Below are 22,659 nucleotides of genomic sequence, written 5' to 3'. Positions count from 1 at the left end.
GCTGGGCGTCGCCAGCCTGCACCGGTTGGCGACGCGCATGGGGCTGAAGGGTTAGATAATCCCGGCCTGGTAGAAGTCCTGCAGGTTGATGGCGCCGCACAGTCTGCCGGTGTCATCCACCACCGGTGCGGCGGTGATTTTGCGCTTCATCAGCACCTCTTTGGCTTCAGTGGCGCGGCTCTCGGCGTTCAGCGTCAGGCCGCCCTGGGTCATGGCGTCAGACACGCGTGTTTCCAGCCTGCCGCCGCCCACCAGCCAGCGGCGCAGGTCGCCGTCGGTGAATACGCCTTTGACGTAACCGTCGTCGTCGCACACCGCCACCAGCCCCAGACCGGTGCGGCTCAGCTCCAGCATCGCGTCCATCACGCTGGTATCAAGTTTGACCTGCGGAATGGCATCGTCGGTGCGCATCAGGTGGTGAACCTTGTTGAGCAGGCGTGCGCCGAGCGCGCCCGCCGGATGCGAGCGGGCGAAATCTTCTTCGTTAAAGCCGCGCGCCTGCATCACCGCCATCGCCAGCGCGTCGCCCATCATCAGGGTGTTGACGGTGCTGGAGGTCGGGGCAAGGTGCATTGGACAGGCTTCACGCTCAACGGAAATATCCAGCGTCGCCTTGGCGGCCAGCGCCAGCGGCGAGCGGGACTTGCCGGTCATCGCCAGCAGGGCGACCGATTTCTCCTGCAGGCGAGGAATGATGAGATCCAGCTCTTTGGCCGAACCGGAGTAGGAGATAAACAGCATCACGTCGCGGCTCTCTATCATCCCCAGATCGCCGTGCAGCGCCTCCGCGGGATGCACGAAGAAGGCCGGGGTGCCGGTGCTGGCGAGCGTCGCGGCAATCTTTTTGCCGATATGGCCGGATTTACCGATGCCCGCCACGATCACTTTGCCTTCGCAGTGGATAATGGTGTTGGCGGCGCGGACAAAGTCGTCGCCCAGACGTTCCGGCAGGCGGCTGGCTTCCTGCAGCTCCAGCATCAGCGTCTGGCGGCCCGTTTCTAACAGAAAATCACTCATCTCTCTCTCCGGTTACGATCACGTCGATGCCTTTCTCTTCCAGCGCTTTCCTGAACGCCGGATCGATACCTGCGTCGGTAATCAGCTTATCGACGCTCTCCAGGCTACAGACAATATTGGGGCTTTTACGGCCAAACTTCGACGAGTCCGCCATCAAAATCACTTCCCGCGCGGCGTTGCACATGGCTTTACTGACGCTGAACACCTCGTTGAACGTCGTGACGCCCGCGTTCAGGTCGATGCCGTCGGTGCCCATGAACAGCTTATCAAAGCTGAAGTGGTCGAACGCGTTCTCGGCCAGCTGACCGTGAAACGACGCCGATTTTTTGCGAAAGGTGCCGCCGGGCATCAGGATGGTCTGCTCGCTGTCGAATTCCGACAGGGCGTTGACGATATGCAGGCTGTTGGTCATCACCGTGATGTTGTTAAAGCGGCTGAGCAGGGGGATCATCTGCAGGACGGTGCTGCCAGCGTCAAGGATAATCGAGTCGCCATCGTGGATAAATTTCACCGCCGCTTCGGCGATAAGCGCCTTCTGGTGGGTGTTGATCAGCGTTTTGTGATCGATGGGCGGGTCCGCTTCGTCCTTATTGAGCACCACGCCGCCGTAGGTTCGAATGACGGCCCCTGAGTTTTCGAGCAATACCAGGTCCTTGCGTATCGTCGTGCCGGTGGTGTCAAAGTAGTGGGCCAGGTCCTCTACCGAACATTTTCCCTGCTTTTGCAGATGTTCCAGAATGGCCGCCTGCCGCTGACGAGGTTTCATAGGCGCTTCGTTCCTTAGGTTGCGAAATGATAATTTCGCAAGCCTATAGCTTTCACAACGAAATTATCCATGTTTCAGATTAAGCGCTAATGATAGTGCATTCTGACAGAGCGGATCATGGGGAAAGATCACATCAGGCCGCAATTCCTGCAGCGAAATGCCGTTGATTGCCTGGATTTTCACCGGACGGGCGAATACGGTCAGGCCGCGCATGATGAGGGAATCGCAGACGGTGTTATTTTCATCCAGCGCAATCGCCACGACGACGCGCGGCTTAAAGCGTCCGCCGGAACGCCCGACGCCCACGCGGCCTTTCTGGCACAGGGCATCAAACGCGCGGTTGAACTGGTGGATTTGCCAGCCGCCAAACGCCATCTGGCAGATCCAGGCGAGGGCGGCGACGGTGATGAGTGCGGTGACCATATCGGCTCCTTTAATTGCCGGGGGGCGGCTGCGCCTTACCCGGCCTACGGGGTTTTGTAGCCCCGGTAAGCGCAGCGCCACCGGGGAATGAACTCAGAACATCACCTGCCCGCCGGTGACGTTAATCGACTGCCCGGTGCAGTACGAGGCTTTCGGGCTGGCGTAAAACAGCAGCATGTTCAGCACGTCCTGATAGTCGCACCCGCGCTTCAGCGGCACTTTGTCGATGTAGTACTGCTCCACTTCCTCAGCCTTGATGCCGAGCTTGGTGGCGTACTGCGGCAGCAGGGACTGGAACATCGGCGATTTCAGCAGGTTGCCCAGCATCAGCGAATGCACGGTAATGCCGTATTCGGCGAGATCCAGCGCCAGAGACTGCGTCAGCCCCACGCCGCCAAACTTCGCCGCGCTGTAGCCGGAGTTGTGCTTGCTGCCCACCTTCCCGGATTTGGAGTTGATCTGAATGATGCGCCCCTGAATGCCGTCGCGGATCATCAGACGGGAAAACTCGCGGGCGCAGAGGAAATAGCCCACCAGATTGACCTGCAGCGAGCGGTCAAAATCCCCCAGTTCGAAATCGCTGATAAAGGCCGCTTTCGCAATTCCCGCGCTGTAGACCAGCAGGTCGGTTCGGCCAAAAATCTCGTCCACCCCGCGGGCCAGCGCCATTACGCTCTGCTCGCTGGTGGCGTCGGCACCAAACCCGTACGCCATCTCTTCACCAAACTCGGTGTTGATGGCGTCCGCCACGCGGGCGGCTTTTTCACTCTGAATGTCCACTACCGCGACGCGGTAACCTTCTGCGGCAAGCCCACGGCAGAGGAACTCGCCTAAGGTTTGTCCCCCACCAATGACAACGGCAACCTGACTCATGTCTATCTCCTTAATTACGCAACAAATTTTAACGTACAGCCTGGGGTAACAGCCTGCGGAACGGGGCCGTCCACATGAACCGTGCCGGGATATTCCGCCTGCGGCTGGCCGTCGAAACGCAGGGTGATGTGGCCCAGTTCGCGCAGGTTTTGCTCGGCCACGTCGCCGACGGCGGTGACGGCATAGCGCGCCTCGCCCAGCTCCAGCTGGCTCCCGGCCTTCAGCTCGCCCTTAAGCTCGCCGTGGCAGTGGATAAAGCAAAACTCTTCGATATCCGCAGGGGCCCCTTCGCGGAAGGTGATCAGCATCTGGTCGCTCAGCGCATCCGCCGCGCTCTGCCCGATGCGGGTAATGGTGGTCTGGTAAATCACGGTCATCGCAGGAACCTCTTATTGATAAATAAAGCCGGAGACAAACCAGGCAATCAGCACCGCCGGCGCGCCCGTCAGGAAGCGGCTCACCAGCACGGAGGGCACGCCCACGCGCACGGTGTCCTGACGCGCTTCGGCCAGCGACAGCCCAACGGGGATGAAGTCGCACGCCGCCTGGGCGTTAATGGCAAACAGGGCTGGCAGGGCGAGGTGTGGGGGAATGTTCCCGAGCCCAATCTGCACGCCAATCAGCACGCCGATGACCTGAGCGATCACCGCGCCCGGGCCGAGGAACGGCGACAGCAGCGGGAAGGAGCAGATCAGCGCCAGCGTCACCAGCCCGAGCGGGTGGCTGGCGAGCGGGGCGAGGCCGTGGGCAATCCAGTCGCCCAGGCCGGACGCCATGATGATGCCGATCAGCGCCGAGACGAACGCCATAAACGGCAGGATGGTTTTCAATACCGTGTCGATGGTGTCGCGCCCGGACTGGAACAGCACCGCCACGGCGGACCCCATGCCCATCCCGACCTTCGCCAGCAGTCCATCGCTCTGCTCGGTGATTTTCTTGCTGGTGTCGTACTCGCGGGGAGCCGCTTTTTGCGGCGCGGGGCTGCCATTCACCAGAGCGATGTTGTCCTCCTTCACGCCCGAGACATAAATGTCTTCAAGGATGTACTGCGCCAGCGGGCCGGATTTTCCGGTGGAGTGAATATTCACCGTTGGAATGCGACGCTTTGGATAGATGCCGCAGCGCAGCGTGCCGCCGCAGTCGATCACCGCCACGCCGATTTCCGCTTCCGGCGGCTCGCCCTCCTTGAAGCCGTCGACCGCTTCCCAGCCGGTCAGCTCGCGCAGCCTGTCGACGATTGCCGGGCGCGTGCCCGCGGTGATGTAGACGATCTTTTTGCCTTCGGTGGCGTCGAACTCCAGCGGGCCACCCCAGCCGCCCGTGCCTTTCTCAATGCGGATCCGGTTCATGCTGTGGCTCCTGATAGATGGACTTTCTGTTCAAGCTGGATGCCCATTTTTTTCTCGAAAATAGCGGTAGTGAGATCGGTCACCCAGCCGCGGAAAAAGTTGGTGACCAGGCCGACCAGCAGGTAGCTCACCGCCAGCGGGCCGAGCGGCAGGCCAAGCGTGGTCAGGCCGCTGGCGATCCCGAGATAGACAAACAGCTCGCCGGGGTTGATGTGCGGGAACAGGCCGTTCATGGAGTGGCAGCTGTAGGAAGCGGCGGCGTAGTAGCTCGGCTTGTACTTTTCCGGCATGAACCGACCGAGGCTTAAGGTCATCGGGTTACAGAACACAAAGGTGCCGATGAACGGCAACACCAGGTAGCGGGACAGCGGGTTGCCGGCGCAGCGCTGGGCGAAGCGTTCAATGCGCTGCTGGCCGATAAAGTTTATCAGCGCGTTCATGATCACCAGCAGGCTGATTAGCAGGGGCAGGATCCCGGTCACCATGCCGGTGAACACTTCTCCGCCTTTCTGAAACAGCCCGATGAACCACTCGGCGCCGTGGGTGATGGTTTCTATCATTCTTCTCTCCTGTGGGGCTTTTTTGTTTTTGTCTGACTGGGCTAATAATAATCACTTTGAAAGGTTTTAAAGTGTTAGTTAGATCTCACAATGAAAGAAAAATGGATTATTTTGAAAGTTTATTGATGGCATCAATGCTTTTCGGTGGAAAAAAGCACCGATTTGCGTTGGGGAGGTGCGTACCGCTTCCTTGAGGTGTTGCGGATGCTTTACCATACTGGGATTCTTATCGAACCCGTTAAATGGATGTCTCATGTTCAAGCGTCGTTATGCAGCGCTGTTGCCTGCGCTTATTCTGCTGTCTGCCTGTAGTAGCAAACCTAAGACCGAAGCCGTTCAGCAAACGGCAGGCGCGCCTTCCGGAGGATTCCTGCTGGAGCCGCAGCACAACATGATGCAGATGGGCGGCGACTTCGCGAATAACCCGGCGGCCGAGCAGTTCATCGATAAAATGGTGAGCAAACACGGCTTTGACAGGCAGCAGCTGCACGAGATTTTGTCTCAGGCCAGGCGTCTGGACTACGTGCTGCGCCTGATGGACAGGCAGGCGCCAACGGCCCAGGTGCCGAGCGGGCCGAACGGCGCGTGGCTGCGCTATCGCAAACAGTTTATTACCCCGGACAACGTGCAAAACGGCGTGGCGTTCTGGAATCAGTATGAAGATGCGCTCAACCGCGCCTGGCAGTTGTACGGCGTACCGCCGGAAATCATCGTCGGGATTATCGGCGTGGAAACCCGCTGGGGCCGCGTGATGGGGAAAACCCGCATCCTCGACGCGCTGGCGACGCTCTCCTTTAACTACCCGCGCCGCGCGGAGTATTTCTCTTCCGAGCTGGAAACCTTTCTGCTGATGGCGCGCAGCGAGCAGGACGATCCGCTCGATCTGAAAGGGTCGTTTGCCGGCGCGATGGGCTACGGCCAGTTTATGCCGTCCTCCTATAAACAGTATGCGGTCGACTTTAACGGAGATGGCCATATCAACCTGTGGGATCCGGTAGATGCCATCGGCAGCGTGGCGAACTACTTCAAAGCACACGGCTGGGTGCCGGGCGGCCAGGTGGCGGTGCAGGCGAACGGCGAGGCGTTTGGTCTGGAAAACGGTTTTAAAACCAAATACAGCGTCGCGCAGCTGACGGCGGCAGGCTTAACGCCAACGCAGCCGCTGGGCAACGTTGACCAGGTAAGCCTGCTGCGCCTGGACGTGGGAACCGGCTATCAGTACTGGTACGGTCTGCCGAACTTCTACACCATCACCCGCTATAACCACAGCACCCACTATGCGATGGCCGTGTGGCAGCTGGGGCTGGCGGTATCTCAGGCCCGTACTCCAGCGGCATCACCGTTTAGTCAATAAGCCGCTCTGACGGGTAGGCCGGGTAAGGCAACGCTGCCACCCGGCATGGCTGCGCGCACGGTGCGGCCTGATGCCCTCACCCTGACCCTCTCCCACGGGAGAGGGAAGTTTTGCAGAAACATTTCGCCACACTCCCTTTTCAAACCCGCCATTTACATCTTCACTACCTTTCATTATTGTTATGTTATAACATTTATTTCGGTATCACTATGTCAACGACCCTTTTCTCCCTGTCTGCCGCGATCCGCGTTTTGCTGGCGCTGGGGCTTGTTGTCTTTATCGCGCTGGCCGTGCGCTGGGCGGTGGCGCTGCCATGATCGTGATGAATGAACTGGTCGCAGGCTATGAACGCCAGCCCGTGACGCGGCCACTCTCGGGCACCATTGAACGCGGAAGCATGACCGCCATCATCGGCGCTAACGGCTGCGGGAAATCCACGCTGCTGAAAACGCTCGCCGGGTTTATGCCTGCCGTGAGCGGCGGCTTCCGCTGGCAGGGCAAGCGCCCGGTCATCGGCTGGCTGGCACAGCGCCACGCGCTGGAGGCGCAGTATCCCCTGACCGTGCAGGACGTGGTCAGCATGGGCGGCTGGCCGGGCATATCGCTGCTTTCCGGGTTTCGCCGCGAAGCGCGGTTGCGCATTGTCAGAGCGCTGGAGCGCGTTGGGCTGGAATCCATGGCGCTATCCACCATTGATGAACTCTCCGGCGGCCAGTTTCAGCGCATGCTGTTTGCCCGCGTCCTGGTGCAGCAGGCGCCGCTGGTGATGCTCGATGAGCCCTTTACCGGGGTCGATGAAGTCACCTGCAACGTGCTGATGGATGTGATGCTGGAGATGTATATGCAGGGGCAGACGCTGCTGGCGGTACTGCACGATAGCGAGCGCGTGTCGCGCCACTTTCCGCAGACCTTACGCCTGGATGCTGACGTACCCCAGTGGAAAACCGAACGGGTGAGGGTGGCATGATCTGGCATCTGTTCTTCCAGCCGTTTATTGAGTACGGCTTTATGCGTCGGGCGCTGGTGGTTTGCCTGGCGCTCTCCGTCAGCACCACCGCGCTCGGCGTGTTTCTTCAGCTGCGTCGGATGAGCCTGATGGGCGACGCGCTTTCTCACGCCATTTTACCGGGCGTCGCCGTGGGGTATTTGCTTAGCGGCATGTCGCTGCTGGCAATGAGCGTTGGTGGTTTTATCGCGGGCATTACCGTGGCGCTGCTCGCCGGTCTGGTCAGTCGCCGCACGCCGCTTAAGGAAGATGCCAGCTTTGCCGGGTTTTATCTTGGCTCGCTGGCGCTGGGAGTCACGCTGGTGTCGCTGCGCGGGTCGAATGTCGACCTGCTGCACCTGCTGTTTGGCTCTATCCTCGCCGTGGACAACGACGCCGCGCTGTTTGTCACGGGCGTGTGTATGTTCACCCTAATCATGCTGGCGCTGTTCTATCGCGGTCTGGTCACCGAAGCGTTTGATACCGCCTGGCTACAGGTGAACGCCCGCTGGCTGCCTGGCGTGCTGCACGGACTGTTTCTGGCGCTGCTGGTGCTTAACCTGGTGGCCGGTTTTCAGGTGCTCGGCACGCTGATGGCCGTCGGGCTGATGATGCTTCCGGCCGTGGCGGCACGCTGCTGGGTGCGCACGCTACCGGCGTTACTCCTGATGGCGGGCATCAGCGGGATTGTCTGCGCATGGCTGGGGCTGAGCCTCTCCTGGGCGATGAGTCTCCCGGCCGGGCCATCCATCGTGCTGACCGCCAGCGCGCTGTTCTTTATTTCCATTTTATTGGGTACGCGAAGCAGGCTCGCTGGCAGTCTGAGGGCGTATTTTTAACGCAAGGGGAAACGATGAAACGTACAGGGTTAGCAGTGGCGCTCGCGCTGGGGATGATGTCGCACGGCGTAATGGCGAAAACGCTGAATGTGGTCACCAGCTTTTCGATACTGGGGGACATCACGCAGGAGGTCGGCGGTGACCATGTGAAGGTGACGACGCTGGTCGGGCCGGACGGCGATCCGCACACCTTCGAGCCGTCGCCGAAAGACAGCGCGGCGCTGAGCAAGGCTGACGTGGTGGTGGTCAACGGCCTGGGGCTGGAGGGCTGGCTTGACCGTCTGGTGAAAGCTTCCGGGTTCAAAGGACAGCTGGTCGTCGCCTCAGCCGGGGTGAAAACCCATACGCTTGAGGAAGATGGCAAGACCGTGACCGACCCGCACGCGTGGAACAGCGCGGCAAACGGGGCGCTGTATGCGCAAAATATTCTGAACGGGCTGGTGAAAGCGGACCCGGAGGACAAAGCGGCGCTGGAGGCGTCAGGCAAGCCGTATATCGCGCAGCTGACGCAGCTGGACGGCTGGGCCAGAACGCGCTTTAGCCAGATCCCACAGAAAAAGCGTAACGTGCTGACCAGCCATGACGCGTTCGGCTATTTCAGCCGCGCCTATGGCGTGACGTTTATGGCGCCGCAGGGGCTCTCTTCAGAGAGCGAGGCGAGCGCGGCGCAGGTGGCGGAGATTATCAATCAGATTAAAGCCGACGGCGTGAAAACCTGGTTTATGGAAAACCAGCTCGACCCGCGTCTGGTGAAACAAATTGCGTCGGCGACAGGCGCACAGCCCGGGGGCGAACTTTACCCGGAAGCCCTGTCGGCAAAGGGCGGGGTGGCCGACACCTACGTTAAGGCGTTCCGTCACAATGTGAATACGCTTGCCGACAGCATGAAATAACCTTCCGCAGCCGGTGCACCCGTACCGGCTTTTTTCTGAAGCCCCCTCGTAAAACCTGAAGCGCATCCCCACATCTGACGAGAAAGTGCTATCTTGTGCAGCACGTTTTTCTGATGCCTGGAGCGAGAATGACTGACCATGAATTGATGCAGCTTAGCGAGATCGTTGGCCTTGCCCTTAAGCAGCGTGGCGCGACAATCACCACCGCGGAGTCCTGCACCGGCGGCTGGGTGGCGAAGGCGATTACCGATATTGCCGGCAGCTCCGCCTGGTTTGAGCGCGGCTTTGTGACCTACAGTAACGAAGCTAAAGCGCAGATGATTGGCGTACGCGAATCCACGCTGGAACAGCACGGCGCGGTCAGCGAGCCGGTGGTGATCGAGATGGCGATTGGTGCGCTCAAAGAGGCGCGTGCAGATTACGCGATTTCCATTAGCGGCATTGCGGGCCCGGACGGCGGCAGCGATGTGAAGCCGGTCGGCACCGTCTGGTTTGGCTTTGCCACCTCAAAAGGTGAAGGCATTACCCGGCGGGAATGCTTTAGCGGCGATCGTGAAAGCGTGCGTCGTCAGGCAACGGAATATGCGTTAAAAACGCTCTGGCAACAATTTCTACAAAACACTTGATACTGTATGACCATACAGTATAATTGCACCAACAGAACAGAAATCCACGGTGAAGCACAGTCGCTTCTCCCGGCATGACAGGAGTAATAATGGCTATCGACGAAAACAAACAGAAAGCGTTGGCGGCAGCACTGGGCCAGATCGAAAAGCAATTCGGTAAAGGCTCCATCATGCGCCTGGGTGAAGACCGTACCATGGATGTGGAAACGATCTCCACCGGTTCGCTTTCTCTGGATATCGCGCTGGGCGCGGGCGGTCTGCCAATGGGCCGTATCGTAGAGATCTACGGGCCAGAGTCCTCCGGTAAAACCACCCTGACGCTGCAGGTGATTGCTGCGGCACAGCGCGAAGGTAAAACCTGTGCGTTTATCGATGCCGAGCACGCGCTGGACCCTGTTTATGCGCGTAAACTGGGCGTGGACATCGACAATCTGCTGTGTTCTCAGCCGGACACCGGTGAGCAGGCGCTGGAAATTTGTGACGCGCTGGCGCGCTCGGGTGCCGTTGACGTTATCGTGGTCGACTCCGTTGCCGCACTGACGCCAAAAGCGGAAATCGAAGGCGAAATCGGCGACTCTCACATGGGCCTCGCGGCACGTATGATGAGCCAGGCGATGCGTAAGCTGGCGGGTAACCTGAAGCAGTCCAACACGCTGCTGATCTTCATCAACCAGATCCGTATGAAAATTGGTGTGATGTTCGGTAACCCGGAAACCACGACTGGTGGTAACGCACTGAAATTCTACGCCTCTGTCCGTCTGGATATCCGCCGTATCGGTGCGGTGAAAGAGGGTGAGAACGTGGTGGGTAGCGAGACCCGCGTGAAGGTTGTGAAGAACAAAATCGCCGCGCCGTTTAAACAGGCTGAATTCCAGATCCTCTACGGTGAAGGGATTAACTTCTACGGCGAGCTGGTTGACCTGGGCGTGAAAGAGAAGCTGATTGAAAAAGCGGGCGCCTGGTACAGCTATAACGGCGACAAAATTGGTCAGGGTAAAGCGAATGCCATTTCCTGGCTGAAAGAGAACCCGGCTGCAGCGAAAGAGATCGAGAAGAAGGTGCGTGAGCTTCTGCTGAACAACCAGGACTCCAAACCTGATTTCGTAGTGGATGCTGCGGATGCTGAAGAAACCAACGAAGACTTCTAAGTCTCTCGTTTAAAAATGAAGGGCTGCTGATGCGGCCCTTTTTGCATTTCTGAATCAGCAGGTTTTTTATGAGTGAACCGACAACACGTCGACCCGCGTATGCGCGCTTGCTGGACCGCGCGGTGCGCATCCTGGCCGTTCGCGACCACAGTGAACAGGAGCTGCGGCGAAAACTGTCGGCTCCGGTAATGAGCAAAAACGGGCCGGAAGAGATTGATGCCGCTGCGGAAGATTATGACCGCGTGATTGCCTGGTGCTATGAACATCATTACCTTGATGACGAGCGTTTTGCCGCCCGCTTTCTTGCCAGCCGCAGCCGTAAAGGCTACGGGCCTGCGCGCATTCGCCAGGAGCTGAACCAGAAAGGCGTGGCCAGGGAGTCGATTGAAAAAGCGATGCGTGAATGCGACGTTGACTGGTGCGAACGGGCGAAAGAGCAGGCGATTCGTAAGTACGGCGAACCGCTGCCGCGCGATTTTTCAGATAAAGTCAAAATCCAGCGCTTTTTGCTCTACCGCGGCTTCCTGATGGAAGATATTCAGGATATCTGGCGCAATTTTGCCGATTGAACGCATGCGGGATTTTACTTCCCTCCAAAGAAAACTTATCTTATTCCCACTTTTTCAGTAGCTGGTCTGTCCAACGGTTTACCGAGACAGGCTGGCTGCGACATTTCGTTAGCTTGATTTCAGGATAATTATGAGCAAGAGCACCGCTGAGATCCGTCAGGCGTTTCTCGATTTTTTCCATAGTAAGGGACACCAGGTTGTTGCCAGCAGCTCCCTGGTACCGAACAACGACCCGACTCTGCTGTTTACCAACGCCGGGATGAACCAGTTCAAGGATGTGTTCCTTGGTCTCGACAAGCGTAATTATTCCCGCGCCACAACCTCACAGCGTTGCGTGCGTGCGGGCGGTAAACACAACGATCTGGAAAACGTCGGTTACACCGCGCGTCACCACACGTTCTTCGAAATGCTGGGTAACTTCAGCTTCGGCGACTACTTCAAACACGATGCCATTCAATATGCGTGGGAACTGCTGACCGGTGAAAACTGGTTCAACCTGCCGAAAGAGCGTCTGTGGGTTACCGTCTATGAAACCGATGACGAAGCCTACGAAATCTGGGAAAAAGAAGTCGGGATCCCGCGCGAGCGCATTATTCGCATCGGTGATAACAAAGGCGCGCCATACGCGTCTGACAACTTCTGGCAGATGGGCGATACCGGTCCTTGCGGTCCGTGCACCGAGATCTTCTACGATCACGGCGACCACATCTGGGGCGGTCCTCCAGGCAGCCCGGAAGAAGACGGCGATCGCTACATTGAGATCTGGAACATCGTCTTCATGCAGTTCAACCGTCAGGCCGACGGTACGATGGAGCCGCTGCCGAAGCCTTCCGTTGATACCGGTATGGGTCTGGAGCGTATTGCCGCAGTACTGCAGCACGTTAACTCTAACTATGAGATTGACCTGTTCAGCACCCTGATCAAAGCCGTTGCCGAAGTGACCGGCGCGACCGATCTGAACAACAAATCGCTGCGCGTTATCGCGGACCACATTCGTTCCTGTGCGTTCCTGATTGCCGACGGCGTTATCCCGTCGAATGAAAACCGTGGCTACGTGCTGCGTCGTATCATTCGCCGTGCCATCCGTCACGGCAACATGCTGGGCGCGAAGGATACCTTCTTCTATAAACTCGTTGGGCCACTGATTGGCGTGATGGGTGCTGCCGGTGATGAGCTGAAACGCCAGCAGGCGCAGGTAGAGCAGGTTCTGAAAACTGAAGAAGAGCAGTTTGCCCGTACGCTGGAGCGCGGCCTGGCCCTGCTTGACGAGGAGCTGGCAAAACTTAAGGGCGACACGCTGGATGGCGAAACCGCTTTCCGCCTGTACGACACCTACGGCTTCCCGGTTGACCTGACGGCGGACGTTTGCCGCGAGCGCAACATCAAAGTTGACGAAGCGGGCTTCGAAGCCGCGATGGAAGAGCAGCGCCGTCGTGCGCGCGAATCCAGCGGTTTCGGTGCAGACTACAACGCGATGATCCGCGTTGACAGCGCGTCAGAGTTCAAAGGCTATGAGGCGCTGGAGCTGACCGGTAAAGTGACCGCTCTGTTTGTTGACGGTAAAGCCGTGGACAGCATCAGCGCCGGTCAGGATGCGGTTGTCATTCTGGACAAAACGCCGTTCTATGCGGAATCCGGCGGTCAGGTTGGCGATAAAGGCGAACTGAAAGGTAATGGTTTCAGCTTCACCGTCAGCGACACCCAGAAATACGGTCAGGCGATTGGTCACCAGGGCAAACTGGTTTCCGGTTCTCTGAAAGTGGGCGAGGGCGTCCAGGCGAACGTGGATGAAGCTCGCCGCGCGCGCATTCGTCTTAACCACTCTGCAACCCACCTGATGCACGCTGCCCTGCGCGACGTGCTGGGCACCCACGTTGCACAGAAAGGTTCTCTGGTTAACGACAAAGTGCTGCGCTTCGACTTCTCGCATTTTGAAGCGATGAAACCGTCGGAAATCCGTGCGGTGGAAGATCTGGTTAACGCCCAGATCCGACGTAACCTGCCAATCGAGACCCATATCATGGATCTCGAGGACGCGAAGAAAAAAGGTGCGATGGCGCTGTTCGGCGAGAAATATGACGAACGTGTGCGCGTACTGAGCATGGGTGACTTCTCCACCGAGCTGTGCGGCGGTACGCACGCCTCGCGCACCGGTGATATCGGCCTGTTCCGCATCGTTTCCGAATCGGGGACGGCGGCTGGCGTGCGTCGTATTGAAGCGGTAACCGGTGAAGGTGCGATTGCCAGCCTGCATGCGCAGAGCGATCAGCTGCACGACATCGCGCAGCTGCTGAAGGGTGATAGCCAGAACCTGGGCGAGAAAGTGCGCGTTGCGCTGGATCGCACCCGCCAGCTGGAAAAAGAGCTGCAGCAGCTGAAAGAGCAGGCTGCGGCGCAGGAGAGTGCAAACCTCTCCAGCAAGGCTGTAGACATTAAGGGCGTCAAACTGCTGGTCAGCGATCTGGCGGGCGTGGAGCCTAAGATGCTGCGTACTATGGTCGACGATCTCAAGAACCAGCTTGGTTCTACCGTTATCGTGCTGGCGACGGTGGCAGAAGGTAAGGTTTCTCTGATTGCGGGCGTCTCTAAGGATGTGACCGACCGCGTAAAAGCAGGGGAACTGATTGGTATGGTCGCCCAGCAGGTGGGCGGCAAGGGTGGCGGCCGTCCGGACATGGCGCAAGCCGGTGGTACGGATGCGGCGGCACTTCCAGCGGCATTGGCCAGCGTTGAAAGCTGGGTAAGCGCGAAACTGTAATAACTACAAAGCACAAGCAGACGCCATAGCGGTAACGTTATGGCGTCTTGTTCACTGCGCTATCGATAACGATAAAGTCAGGTTGAGTTTGTGTATATCGGCTAAACTTACGTTTAACAGAATGTGATGCCGTGACTGCTTACACATTACGTGTTTGTCATCGCTTACTTTTTGGCGTTATATGATGGATAATGCCGGGATACAAGAGACCCGACTCTTTTAATCTTTCAAGGAGCAAAGAATGCTGATTCTGACTCGTCGAGTTGGTGAGACCCTCATGATTGGGGATGAGGTCACCGTGACAGTTTTAGGGGTAAAGGGTAACCAGGTACGTATTGGTGTTAACGCTCCTAAAGAAGTATCTGTCCACCGTGAAGAGATCTACCAGCGTATCCAGGCTGAAAAATCCCAGCAGTCCAGTTACTGATATTGTCGCGTCTCGCTGTCGGGCGAGACGCAACCCTCCTGTCATTTTTCCTGCTCAACGTTACCGTTTCATTTCAATCGCTCTCTTTTTGACCAGCCCAACATTCTTAACTCGTCCCAATCCCCTCTTTTCTGCATACGTTTTTTGCGAAGAACGCTGCAAAATCCGCTTATAAAACACCCTCTTTGCGGCTTTTACATGCGAATTGCGTGTGATTTGTGCAAACGATAAAAGCTTTTGGAAAATTGTTTGACTTATAAGTCCCAGAAAGTAATATATGCGCCACGCAGCGACGAGAAGCTCTTAACGAGTTACTCGAAGCACTCGAAAGAGGCGTTGTGTGGTGAGGTGGCCGAGAGGCTGAAGGCGCTCCCCTGCTAAGGGAGTATGCGGTCAAAAGCTGCATCCGGGGTTCGAATCCCCGCCTCACCGCCATTTTGCATCCGTAGCTCAGCTGGATAGAGTACTCGGCTACGAACCGAGCGGTCGGAGGTTCGAATCCTCCCGGATGCACCATCTATTACTTCATATTGCTTTCGAAGTGATATGAATATCGAGCAGTACAGTAGTAAATCCCGATGCATCCGTAGCTCAGCTGGATAGAGTACTCGGCTACGAACCGAGCGGTCGGAGGTTCGAATCCTCCCGGATGCACCATATTCTCCGAGATGACAGCGACGCTGTTGTTTCAAGGTCTGCGAGTTAATCGCAAGCACCAGGGAGGATAACGTTGCTTCAGCAACGGCCCGAAGGGCGAGGCGCAGCCGAGTAATCCTCCCGGATGCACCATTTACTATTTCTGAAAGCAGTACCCTGATGCATCCGTAGCTCAGCTGGATAGAGTACTCGGCTACGAACCGAGCGGTCGGAGGTTCGAATCCTCCCGGATGCACCATTTACTGTTTCTTAAAGCATTTCCCGATGCATCCGTAGCTCAGCTGGATAGAGTACTCGGCTACGAACCGAGCGGTCGGAGGTTCGAATCCTCCCGGATGCACCATCTTCTCCTTCTTTGTTTATTCCTTCAACGTTCCGTCAGCAATCACACTCTCAGTCAGCGACAAAAACCACCATTTACGATAAAGTAATGCTTTGTTAATCGGTTAGCGAGAGCACGATGTACGCACAGTATGACGGTTTGATCTTCGATATGGATGGTACCCTGCTGGATACCGAACCCACGCACCGTCAAGCCTGGACTGATGTCCTGGGCCGCTACGGCATGCGTTTCGATCTCCAGGCGATGATTGCCCTCAACGGATCCCCCACCTGGCGTATTGCGCAGGCCGTGATTGAACTCAATCAGGCCGATCTCGACCCGCACCTGCTCGCGCGTGAAAAAACCGATGCGGTAAAAGCTATGCTTTTAGATACCGTACGCCCTCTGCCGCTGATAGATGTGGTCAAAGAGTGGCACGGGCGTCGGCCTATGTCGGTAGGAACAGGCAGCGAAAGCGCGATTGCTGAGGCATTACTCAACCATCTTGGCCTGCGCCACTATTTTTCTGCCGTGGTCGCCGCCGATCATGTTAAACATCACAAGCCCGCACCGGACACCTTTCTGCTCTGCGCAGAATTAATGGGCGTCCCGGCGACAAAATGCGTCGTGTTTGAAGATGCCGATTTTGGTATCCAGGCCGCGCGTGATGCCGGAATGGATGCGGTGGATGTGCGCTTACTGTGAGTGACGCGCTGTCACTCGCCTCATTATTCGCCAGCAGTTTTTTAAGCGCCACGCTGTTACCGGGCAATTCGGAAGTGGTGCTGGTGGCGATGCTGTTGTCCGGCGTGAGTCAGCCCTGGCTGCTTGTATTAATAGCAACAATGGGTAATAGCCTTGGAGGGCTGACTAACGTTATTCTTGGGCGTTTCTTTCCGCTGCGCGAAAAATCGCGCTGGCAGGAAAAGGCAGTGGGCTGGCTAAAACGCTATGGCGCTGCCACGCTGTTATTAAGCTGGATGCCTGTAATAGGCGATTTACTGTGTCTGCTGGCGGGATGGATGCGCATCTCCTGGGGACCGGTGCTCTTTTTTTTGTGCCTTGGCAAGGCGTTGCGCTATGTTCTCGTGGCGTGGGCAACACTACAGGGTATGACGTGGTGGCACTAATTGGTGGAATGAATACGCGACCTTCAATCGTCAACCATTACAATTATGCTGAGTAACATTACTTTGACAGGCGGGAGGTCAATTTGATCCCGGACGTATCTCAGGCGCTGGCCTGGCTGGAAAACCACCCTCAGGCATTGAAGGGTATTCAGCGTGGTCTTGAGCGTGAAACGCTGCGCGTTAACGCGGACGGTAGCTTAGCGACAACGGGTCACCCGAAGGCGTTAGGCTCGGCGCTGACACATAAATGGATCACAACCGATTTTGCTGAAGCGCTGCTGGAGTTCATTACGCCAGTAGAGGGTGATATTGATCATATGCTGACGATCATGCGCGATATCCATCGCTACACCGCGCGCAACATGGGCGACGAACGTATGTGGCCTCTCAGCATGCCGTGCTATATCGAGCAGGGCCAGGAGATTGAGCTGGCGCAGTACGGCACGTCAAATATCGGACGGCTGAAAACGCTCTATCGCGAAGGGCTAAAGAACCGCTACGGCGCGTTGATGCAGACGATCTCGGGCGTGCATTATAACTTCTCGCTGCCCATGGCGTTCTGGCAGGCGAAATGCGGTGAAACGGATAAAGACGCGATTTCAGCGGGCTACTTCCGCCTGATCCGCAACTATTACCGTTTCGGCTGGGTGATCCCGTATCTGTTTGGTGCTTCCCCGGCGATCTGTTCTTCGTTCCTGCAGGGGAAACCGACCACGCTGCCGTTCGATAAAACCGAGTGTGGGATGTACTATCTCCCGTACGCCACCTCTCTGCGCCTGAGCGATCTCGGCTATACCAATAAATCGCAAAGCAATCTCGGTATTACGTTTAACGAATTGCACGAATATGTGGCAGGATTGAAGCGGGCGATCAAAACCCCGTCGGAAGAGTACGAGAAAATCGGCCTCGAAAAAGACGGCAAGCGCCTGCAGATCAACAGCAACGTGCTGCAGATTGAAAACGAGCTGTATGCGCCAATTCGTCCTAAGCGCGTGACGCGCAGCGGTGAAACGCCGTCGGATGCGCTACAGCGCGGCGGAATTGAATACATCGAAGTGCGTTCGCTGGATATTAACCCGTTCTCACCGATTGGCGTTGATGAGCAGCAGATTCGCTTCCTGGATCTGTTTATGGTCTGGTGCGTGCTGGCGGATGCGCCGGAAATGAGTGCAGATGAACTGCTCTGCACCCGCACAAACTGGAACCGCGTGATTCTGGAAGGGCGTAAACCGGGCCTGACGCTGGGTATCGGCTGCGAAACGGCACAGTTCCCGCTGACCAAAGTCGGCAAAGATCTGTTCCGTGACCTGAAGCGTGTTGCCCGAACAATGGACAGCATCGACGGCGGCGACGCGTATCAACAGATCTGCGACCAGCTGGTGGAATGCTTTGATAACCCGGAACTGACGTTCTCAGCACGCATTCTGCGTTCTATGATCGATCAGGGCATTGGCGGCACGGGGCGTTCACTCTCAGCCGAGTACCGTGAGATGCTGATGCAGGAGCCGTTAGAAGTGCTGAGCGAAGCGGATTTTGCAGCGGAACGCGATGCGTCCGTTGTGCGTCAGAAAGAGGTTGAAGCGGCGGATACCGAGTCGTTTGAGGCGTTTCTGGCGAAGCAGGCTTAAGCAGAAAAGAAAAAGGCCACATCGCTGTGGCCAAAATATACATCTCTGAATTCAGGGATGATGATAACAAATGCGCGTCTTTCATATACTCAGACGCGCATTCTGTAGAAGAGTTCAGTTTATTTTAAAAAAAATCACTATCGGAGGTGACGTATGCCGTTATTAGATAGCTTTACTGTCGACCATACCCGTATGGAAGCACCTGCAGTCCGCGTGGCGAAGACCATGCACACCCCGCACGGCGACACGATCACCGTCTTCGATCTGCGTTTCTGCGTGCCGAACAAAGAAGTGATGCCGGAGAAAGGCATTCATACGCTGGAACACCTGTTCGCGGGTTTCATGCGTGACCACCTGAACGGCAACGGCGTTGAGATCATCGACATCTCTCCGATGGGCTGCCGTACCGGTTTCTACATGAGCCTGATTGGTCAGCCGGAAGAGAAACGCGTTGCAGATGCGTGGAAAGCGGCGATGGAAGACGTGCTGAAGGTGAAAGAGCAGAACCAGATCCCTGAGCTGAACGTTTACCAGTGCGGGACTTACCAGATGCACTCTCTGGAAGAAGCGCAGGAGATCGCGCGTCACATTATCGAGCGTGATGTTCGCGTGAACAGCAACGAAGAGCTGGCTTTGCCAAAAGAAAAACTGCAGGAACTGCACATCTAGTACTGTGCCTGCAGGTGCCCGGTAGCGCTGCGCTTACCGGGCCTACAAAACCTCAAACCGTAGGCCGGGTAAGGCGTAGCCGCCACCCGGCATCCAGCGCACAGGATTAGTGCGCGCCGCCACCCCCGCCACCGGCGCCAAACGGCGGCCTCGCAAACCACACCAGCCCCAGCAGGACGATGAAGATCCCTGCCGATATCCAGAAAATCTCGTTTGCAGAGATTATCAGCCCCTGGTTAGTGATCTGCTGGGCTATCCAGCCGGATGCCTGCTGCTCCGTCATGCCCATCCCCTGAAGCTGGCTGTACATCTCCCGGGAGTTCGGGTTAAACGGGTTCACCGCTTCCGTTAGCTGCGCGTGGTGCATCGACTCGCGGTTGGTCCAGAGGGTCGTGGTGATCGACGTCCCGATGGAACCCGCCAGCGTACGCGTAAAGTTCGACAGGCTTGATGCTGCCGCCATGCGCTCGGGCGGTAAGCCGGAAAGCGTAATGGTCGTCAGCGGCATAAAGAAGCACGCCACGGCGAAGCCCTGAATGAACTGCGGCCACGCGGACGCGCCAAAGTCCATGCCCGGCTCGAACGTATACGCGCGCCAGTAGAAGCACACCGCGTACATGATAAAGCTGAACGTCACCAGCCTGCGCATGTCGAGCTTGTGGGCGAAGCGGCCGATAATTGGCGACAGCAGGACCGGAATGACACCCACCGGCGCAGAGGCTAACCCTGCCCAGGTGGCGGTATAGCCATAGACCTCCTGCAGCAGCTGCGGCAGCAGAACGATCGCGCCGAAGTAGAGCATGTAGGCGAGGCTAATACACAGACAGCCGATGGTGAAGTTTCGCGACTTAAACAGCGAGAGATCGACGATCGGGTTATCGTCCGTCAGCTCCCAGACGATCAGGAAGCTCAGCGATATCACCGCGACAACGGTCAGCACGATAATCTCTGTCGAGTTAAACCAGTCCAGCTCTTTACCCTGATCGAGCATGACCTGCAGGCTACCGATGCCGACCACCAGCAGCGCCAGGCCAACGGCGTCAATGCGCCGCTGCTCCGTTCGGGTCTCGCGACCGCGCAGCGTTTGCAGGGTGAGCATCACCACCAGCGCACCAATCGGCACGTTGATGAAGAAGATCCAGCCCCAGTGGTAGTTATCGCTGATATAGCCGCCGAGGATAGGCCCGCAAATTGGCGCGACAATGACCGTCATCGACCACAGCGCCAGCGCGACAGAGCGCTTAGCGGGTGGATAGTTGTTAAGCAGCAAACTCTGCGACAGCGGAATCAGCGGCCCGGCCACGATCCCCTGAATGACGCGGAAGAAGATCAGCATCGTCAGGCTGCTGGACATGCCGCACGCCCAGGAGGCGAGCACGAACAGTATCGTTGACCAGAGGAACAGCTTCACCTCACCGACGCGCTTTGCCAGCCAGCCGGTGATCGGAATGGAGATGGCGTTCGCCACCCCGAATGAGGTAATGACCCAGGTCCCCTGGCTCAGCGACGAGCCAAGGTTACCGGCGATGGTTGGGATCGCCACGTTTGCGATGGTGGAGTCCAGCACCTGCATGAATGTCGCCAGCGACAGCGCAATGGTCATAATGACCAGCTGCGCGCCTTCCAGCGGTTTTTGCGGCTTTTGCTGTTGCATAACGCTCACCTTCGGATTAACCGGCGTTTGCCTTCACGATGTCATCGATCAGCTTGTTGACCGGATCGAGGCTAATTTCACGGGCGTTACTTTCATAAGCCGGGCTGCTGCGCACCTGGCTTGCCAGGATCTGACCGTCGCGGTTGGCGGTGTCCACCGTCACAAGCGTAGAGAGGCCAATACGCAGCGGATGGTCGGCGAGCTGTTTCGCATCCAGCTCGATACGCACCGGCAGACGCTGAACCACTTTGATCCAGTTACCGGTGGCGTTCTGCGCGGGCAGCAGGGAGAAGGCGCTGCCGGTCCCCATATCCAGGCCGACCACTTTCCCGGTGTACTTCACGTCATCGCCGTAGATGTCGCTGACCACCGTCGCGGTCTGGCCGATACGCATGTGCGCAAGCTGCGTCTCTTTAAAGTTGGCGTCGACCCACAGGTTGTCTGCCGGTACGACCGCCATCAGCGGCGTGGTTGGGCTAATCTGCGCCCCTGGCTGGACGGAACGACGGGAGACGTAGCCGGTCATCGGGCTGACGATTTTGGTACGCTCAAGGGCAAGCCACGCGTTGCGCACTTCGGTCGCCGCCTGCTGAACGGCGGGCTGGTTTTCCAGGCTGGTGCCCAGCACCATCGCCTGGTTGGCGTTGTACTGTTGAATCGCCACATCCAGCTGCGCCTGGGCGCTGGCAACGGCGTCGCGGGCGTGCTGCAGCTCTTCACGGCCAATCAGGTTGGCGGTGCCGAGCGGCACGCGGCGGTTCAGGTCGCTCTGCGCCTGCGCCAGCGCGGTTTTCTGCACGTCGATGTTGGCCTGTAGCTGTTTGCTGTTGATCATCAGCTGGCGGGTCTGACGGACGCTGGAGGCCAGCGCGGTCTTTGCTTTTTCAAATGCCTGCTGCGCGTCGGTTGGATCGAGGGTCACCAACACATCGCCTTTTTGCACAAAGTCGGTATTGTCAGCCCAGACTTTCGTCACGCTGCCCGACACCTGCGCCATAATTTGTACCTGGTTCCCTGCCACGTAGGCGTCGTCTGTCTCTTCAGCATGACGCAATACTAAAAACCAATAGATCCCATATGCCACGGCAATAATGATAAAGAGCAAGGTCAACAGAAGAAGGGCGCTCTTACGTTTGCCTTTCTTGTTGCCCGGCTGCTGCGGGGTAGTGCTCTCCGCATTTGCGCTCATTGTAGTTCTCCACGATCTTCTTATTTTCACATCGGCTGAGCCGACCTGTTGTCAGAAAGGCCAGCAGTGTGACGTGCTGGCCTGTCGGTTTTCTTATGAATCTGGAATGGTGAGCGTGTCGTCGCCTTAGCGCAGCGCCTCAAGAATGGCGCCGTCTTCATCCATCTGGTCCAGACGGGTGAGCAGCTTGCGAGTGATGTGCTCAAGCTGGTCGCGCTCGGCGGTGCTGAGGGCGGACCAGAGTTTGTGCAGGCAATTGTGCTGAGGTGGCAGCACTTCGCGCAGGAATTCGTGACCTTTCTCGGTCAGCTGCAGATGCAGGCAGCGGCGATCGTTGTCGCTTTCACGGCGCTCAATCCAGCCGCGCTTTTCGAGTTCATCGGCAATACGGGTGGCATTGGTGCGGGAGGAGCCCAGCGCGCAGCTCAGTTCGGAAGGCTGAATGCTGTGATTTTCCTGAGACTCCAGCGTAATCAACGCCATAAACAACGTCTCGTTAATCCCTTGAGCTTTCAGCATTTTATTGCGGTTTTCCAGTAGCTTACCCTGCATGTGCATGCACAGGCGAGTCAGCAGGATTTCCTGATACGGGAAGTCCTCATGGCGACTGGCGCGGAATTTAAGCATTTGTTCAATGGGCGTAAACGAACTATCCATTTGGGCATAACCTCATTAATTACAGCCGATATAGTAACGATAGTGACAAATAATGTAAATGAATTATTTGTGCGGTTATATCCGCCAAACTTATGTCACTATCAGAAAGCGCCGGGTAAGTCCGTGACCCGGTGAGCACAGTAAGCGTAGGGTGTGAACCCGTGGA

23 protein-coding genes and 5 tRNA genes are annotated in these 22,659 nt (G+C 57.4%); 18 read left to right on the top strand and 10 right to left on the bottom strand.

From position 1 onward, the window contains the following. Window positions 1-51 precede the first annotated feature (51 nt). The 7 genes from gutQ to srlA form a co-directional block, all read right to left on the bottom strand. Window positions 52-1,017, bottom strand: coding sequence for an arabinose-5-phosphate isomerase GutQ (gene gutQ, locus ACMWKK_RS07000; protein ID WP_112780935.1), 966 nt, complete (start codon window positions 1,015-1,017; stop codon window positions 52-54). Beyond that, window positions 1,010-1,783, bottom strand: coding sequence for a glucitol operon DNA-binding transcriptional repressor SrlR (gene srlR / locus ACMWKK_RS06995; RefSeq protein WP_021241949.1), 774 nt, complete (start codon window positions 1,781-1,783; stop codon window positions 1,010-1,012). Before srlR ends, gutQ begins: the two co-directional genes overlap by 8 nt. Before the next feature lie 63 nt (window positions 1,784-1,846). Further along, a complete protein-coding gene (gutM, locus tag ACMWKK_RS06990) occupies window positions 1,847-2,206 on the bottom strand; it encodes a transcriptional regulator GutM (RefSeq protein ID WP_045330685.1) in 360 nt (119 codons plus the stop codon). 93 nt (window positions 2,207-2,299) lie between these two features. Continuing rightward, entirely contained in the window at window positions 2,300-3,079 is a 780-nt protein-coding gene (gene srlD / locus ACMWKK_RS06985; RefSeq protein WP_112780934.1) for a sorbitol-6-phosphate dehydrogenase, read from the bottom strand. Between the two features lie 14 nt (window positions 3,080-3,093). Then, the gene (gene srlB / locus ACMWKK_RS06980) at window positions 3,094-3,456 is read right to left on the bottom strand and encodes a PTS glucitol/sorbitol transporter subunit IIA (RefSeq protein ID WP_024907705.1); all 363 of its coding nucleotides are present in this window, start codon (window positions 3,454-3,456) and stop codon (window positions 3,094-3,096) included. Between the two features lie 12 nt (window positions 3,457-3,468). After that, the gene (locus ACMWKK_RS06975; protein WP_112780933.1) at window positions 3,469-4,428 is read right to left on the bottom strand and encodes a PTS glucitol/sorbitol transporter subunit IIB; all 960 of its coding nucleotides are present in this window, start codon (window positions 4,426-4,428) and stop codon (window positions 3,469-3,471) included. Beyond that, window positions 4,425-4,988, bottom strand: a complete 564-nt coding sequence (gene srlA / locus ACMWKK_RS06970; RefSeq protein ID WP_023333189.1) for a PTS glucitol/sorbitol transporter subunit IIC — start codon at window positions 4,986-4,988, stop codon at window positions 4,425-4,427. The genes ACMWKK_RS06975 and srlA overlap by 4 nt, the downstream gene beginning before the upstream one ends. A gap of 253 nt (window positions 4,989-5,241) precedes the next feature. On the opposite strand from srlA, the gene mltB reads away from it, so the two are divergent. The 18 genes from mltB to luxS all read left to right on the top strand — a co-directional run bounded on the left by mltB (window position 5,242) and on the right by luxS (window position 18,993). Continuing rightward, complete coding sequence (gene mltB, locus ACMWKK_RS06965) at window positions 5,242-6,342, top strand: lytic murein transglycosylase B (RefSeq protein WP_112780932.1); 1,101 nt, start codon at window positions 5,242-5,244, stop codon at window positions 6,340-6,342. Window positions 6,343-6,655: 313 nt separating this feature from the next. After that, window positions 6,656-7,309 (top strand): metal ABC transporter ATP-binding protein, encoded by a 654-nt coding sequence (locus ACMWKK_RS06960; RefSeq protein WP_112780931.1) that lies wholly within the window; start codon window positions 6,656-6,658, stop codon window positions 7,307-7,309. Further along, complete coding sequence (locus tag ACMWKK_RS06955; RefSeq protein WP_112780930.1) at window positions 7,306-8,166, top strand: metal ABC transporter permease; 861 nt, start codon at window positions 7,306-7,308, stop codon at window positions 8,164-8,166. The genes ACMWKK_RS06960 and ACMWKK_RS06955 overlap by 4 nt, the downstream gene beginning before the upstream one ends. A 14-nt stretch (window positions 8,167-8,180) precedes the next feature. Then, complete coding sequence (locus ACMWKK_RS06950) at window positions 8,181-9,059, top strand: metal ABC transporter substrate-binding protein (protein WP_112780929.1); 879 nt, start codon at window positions 8,181-8,183, stop codon at window positions 9,057-9,059. Window positions 9,060-9,187: 128 nt separating this feature from the next. Then, window positions 9,188-9,685, top strand: a complete 498-nt coding sequence (gene pncC / locus ACMWKK_RS06945) for a nicotinamide-nucleotide amidase (RefSeq protein ID WP_032643004.1) — start codon at window positions 9,188-9,190, stop codon at window positions 9,683-9,685. Between the two features lie 89 nt (window positions 9,686-9,774). Beyond that, window positions 9,775-10,833, top strand: coding sequence for a recombinase RecA (recA, locus tag ACMWKK_RS06940; protein ID WP_008499546.1), 1,059 nt, complete (start codon window positions 9,775-9,777; stop codon window positions 10,831-10,833). Window positions 10,834-10,901: 68 nt separating this feature from the next. Continuing rightward, entirely contained in the window at window positions 10,902-11,402 is a 501-nt protein-coding gene (gene recX / locus ACMWKK_RS06935) for a recombination regulator RecX (protein ID WP_045330702.1), read from the top strand. Window positions 11,403-11,532: 130 nt separating this feature from the next. Continuing rightward, the gene (gene alaS / locus ACMWKK_RS06930; RefSeq protein ID WP_045330704.1) at window positions 11,533-14,160 is read left to right on the top strand and encodes an alanine--tRNA ligase; all 2,628 of its coding nucleotides are present in this window, start codon (window positions 11,533-11,535) and stop codon (window positions 14,158-14,160) included. 241 nt (window positions 14,161-14,401) lie between these two features. Next, window positions 14,402-14,587, top strand: a complete 186-nt coding sequence (csrA, locus tag ACMWKK_RS06925) for a carbon storage regulator CsrA (protein WP_000906486.1) — start codon at window positions 14,402-14,404, stop codon at window positions 14,585-14,587. A gap of 342 nt (window positions 14,588-14,929) precedes the next feature. After that, window positions 14,930-15,022: transfer RNA gene (locus ACMWKK_RS06920), tRNA-Ser, on the top strand. Window positions 15,023-15,026: 4 nt separating this feature from the next. Then, a tRNA-Arg gene (locus ACMWKK_RS06915) sits at window positions 15,027-15,103 on the top strand. A gap of 64 nt (window positions 15,104-15,167) precedes the next feature. Further along, window positions 15,168-15,244 (top strand) — tRNA-Arg (locus ACMWKK_RS06910). A 161-nt stretch (window positions 15,245-15,405) separates the two neighbouring features. Then, a tRNA-Arg gene (locus ACMWKK_RS06905) sits at window positions 15,406-15,482 on the top strand. A gap of 28 nt (window positions 15,483-15,510) precedes the next feature. Continuing rightward, a tRNA-Arg gene (locus ACMWKK_RS06900) sits at window positions 15,511-15,587 on the top strand. Between the two features lie 117 nt (window positions 15,588-15,704). Beyond that, the gene (yqaB, locus tag ACMWKK_RS06895) at window positions 15,705-16,271 is read left to right on the top strand and encodes a fructose-1-phosphate/6-phosphogluconate phosphatase (RefSeq protein ID WP_112780605.1); all 567 of its coding nucleotides are present in this window, start codon (window positions 15,705-15,707) and stop codon (window positions 16,269-16,271) included. After that, complete coding sequence (locus ACMWKK_RS06890) at window positions 16,268-16,696, top strand: YqaA family protein (protein ID WP_008499541.1); 429 nt, start codon at window positions 16,268-16,270, stop codon at window positions 16,694-16,696. Before yqaB ends, ACMWKK_RS06890 begins: the two co-directional genes overlap by 4 nt. An 83-nt stretch (window positions 16,697-16,779) precedes the next feature. Then, window positions 16,780-18,324 (top strand): glutamate--cysteine ligase, encoded by a 1,545-nt coding sequence (gene gshA / locus ACMWKK_RS06885; protein ID WP_112780604.1) that lies wholly within the window; start codon window positions 16,780-16,782, stop codon window positions 18,322-18,324. A 153-nt stretch (window positions 18,325-18,477) separates the two neighbouring features. Beyond that, window positions 18,478-18,993, top strand: coding sequence for an S-ribosylhomocysteine lyase (gene luxS, locus ACMWKK_RS06880; protein ID WP_008499539.1), 516 nt, complete (start codon window positions 18,478-18,480; stop codon window positions 18,991-18,993). Between the two features lie 106 nt (window positions 18,994-19,099). Here the strand turns inward: luxS and emrB are convergent, their stop codons facing one another. From emrB to mprA, 3 genes are all read right to left on the bottom strand, one after another. Next, window positions 19,100-20,647 (bottom strand): multidrug efflux MFS transporter permease subunit EmrB, encoded by a 1,548-nt coding sequence (emrB, locus tag ACMWKK_RS06875; protein ID WP_045331065.1) that lies wholly within the window; start codon window positions 20,645-20,647, stop codon window positions 19,100-19,102. Window positions 20,648-20,663: 16 nt separating this feature from the next. Further along, window positions 20,664-21,836 (bottom strand): multidrug efflux MFS transporter periplasmic adaptor subunit EmrA, encoded by a 1,173-nt coding sequence (gene emrA / locus ACMWKK_RS06870; protein WP_045331067.1) that lies wholly within the window; start codon window positions 21,834-21,836, stop codon window positions 20,664-20,666. 126 nt (window positions 21,837-21,962) lie between these two features. Further along, window positions 21,963-22,493, bottom strand: coding sequence for a transcriptional repressor MprA (mprA, locus tag ACMWKK_RS06865; RefSeq protein ID WP_032642977.1), 531 nt, complete (start codon window positions 22,491-22,493; stop codon window positions 21,963-21,965). Window positions 22,494-22,659 lie beyond the last annotated feature (166 nt).

The organism is Enterobacter sp. 01-M-03-SI-ECC (genome assembly GCF_047530215.1).
In the GTDB taxonomy this organism is placed as follows: domain Bacteria; phylum Pseudomonadota; class Gammaproteobacteria; order Enterobacterales; family Enterobacteriaceae; genus Enterobacter; species Enterobacter chengduensis.
Note: the sequence above shows the minus strand (reverse complement) of the source record. Positions and strands in the feature narration are given on the sequence as shown.

Excerpts from the sequence above, each read along its gene's own strand:
- gutQ (WP_112780935.1), bottom strand. The coding sequence starts at position 1,017 with ATGAGTGATTTTCTGTTAGAAACGGGCCGCCAGACGCTGATGCTGGAG.
- srlR (WP_021241949.1), bottom strand. The coding sequence starts at position 1,783 with ATGAAACCTCGTCAGCGGCAGGCGGCCATTCTGGAACATCTGCAAAAG.
- gutM (WP_045330685.1), bottom strand. The coding sequence starts at position 2,206 with ATGGTCACCGCACTCATCACCGTCGCCGCCCTCGCCTGGATCTGCCAG.
- srlD (WP_112780934.1), bottom strand. The coding sequence starts at position 3,079 with ATGAGTCAGGTTGCCGTTGTCATTGGTGGGGGACAAACCTTAGGCGAG.
- srlB (WP_024907705.1), bottom strand. The coding sequence starts at position 3,456 with ATGACCGTGATTTACCAGACCACCATTACCCGCATCGGGCAGAGCGCG.
- ACMWKK_RS06975 (WP_112780933.1), bottom strand. The coding sequence starts at position 4,428 with ATGAACCGGATCCGCATTGAGAAAGGCACGGGCGGCTGGGGTGGCCCG.
- srlA (WP_023333189.1), bottom strand. The coding sequence starts at position 4,988 with ATGATAGAAACCATCACCCACGGCGCCGAGTGGTTCATCGGGCTGTTT.
- mltB (WP_112780932.1), top strand. The coding sequence starts at position 5,242 with ATGTTCAAGCGTCGTTATGCAGCGCTGTTGCCTGCGCTTATTCTGCTG.
- ACMWKK_RS06960 (WP_112780931.1), top strand. The coding sequence starts at position 6,656 with ATGATCGTGATGAATGAACTGGTCGCAGGCTATGAACGCCAGCCCGTG.
- ACMWKK_RS06955 (WP_112780930.1), top strand. The coding sequence starts at position 7,306 with ATGATCTGGCATCTGTTCTTCCAGCCGTTTATTGAGTACGGCTTTATG.
- ACMWKK_RS06950 (WP_112780929.1), top strand. The coding sequence starts at position 8,181 with ATGAAACGTACAGGGTTAGCAGTGGCGCTCGCGCTGGGGATGATGTCG.
- pncC (WP_032643004.1), top strand. The coding sequence starts at position 9,188 with ATGACTGACCATGAATTGATGCAGCTTAGCGAGATCGTTGGCCTTGCC.
- recA (WP_008499546.1), top strand. The coding sequence starts at position 9,775 with ATGGCTATCGACGAAAACAAACAGAAAGCGTTGGCGGCAGCACTGGGC.
- recX (WP_045330702.1), top strand. The coding sequence starts at position 10,902 with ATGAGTGAACCGACAACACGTCGACCCGCGTATGCGCGCTTGCTGGAC.
- alaS (WP_045330704.1), top strand. The coding sequence starts at position 11,533 with ATGAGCAAGAGCACCGCTGAGATCCGTCAGGCGTTTCTCGATTTTTTC.
- csrA (WP_000906486.1), top strand. The coding sequence starts at position 14,402 with ATGCTGATTCTGACTCGTCGAGTTGGTGAGACCCTCATGATTGGGGAT.
- yqaB (WP_112780605.1), top strand. The coding sequence starts at position 15,705 with ATGTACGCACAGTATGACGGTTTGATCTTCGATATGGATGGTACCCTG.
- luxS (WP_008499539.1), top strand. The coding sequence starts at position 18,478 with ATGCCGTTATTAGATAGCTTTACTGTCGACCATACCCGTATGGAAGCA.
- emrB (WP_045331065.1), bottom strand. The coding sequence starts at position 20,647 with ATGCAACAGCAAAAGCCGCAAAAACCGCTGGAAGGCGCGCAGCTGGTC.
- emrA (WP_045331067.1), bottom strand. The coding sequence starts at position 21,836 with ATGAGCGCAAATGCGGAGAGCACTACCCCGCAGCAGCCGGGCAACAAG.
- mprA (WP_032642977.1), bottom strand. The coding sequence starts at position 22,493 with ATGGATAGTTCGTTTACGCCCATTGAACAAATGCTTAAATTCCGCGCC.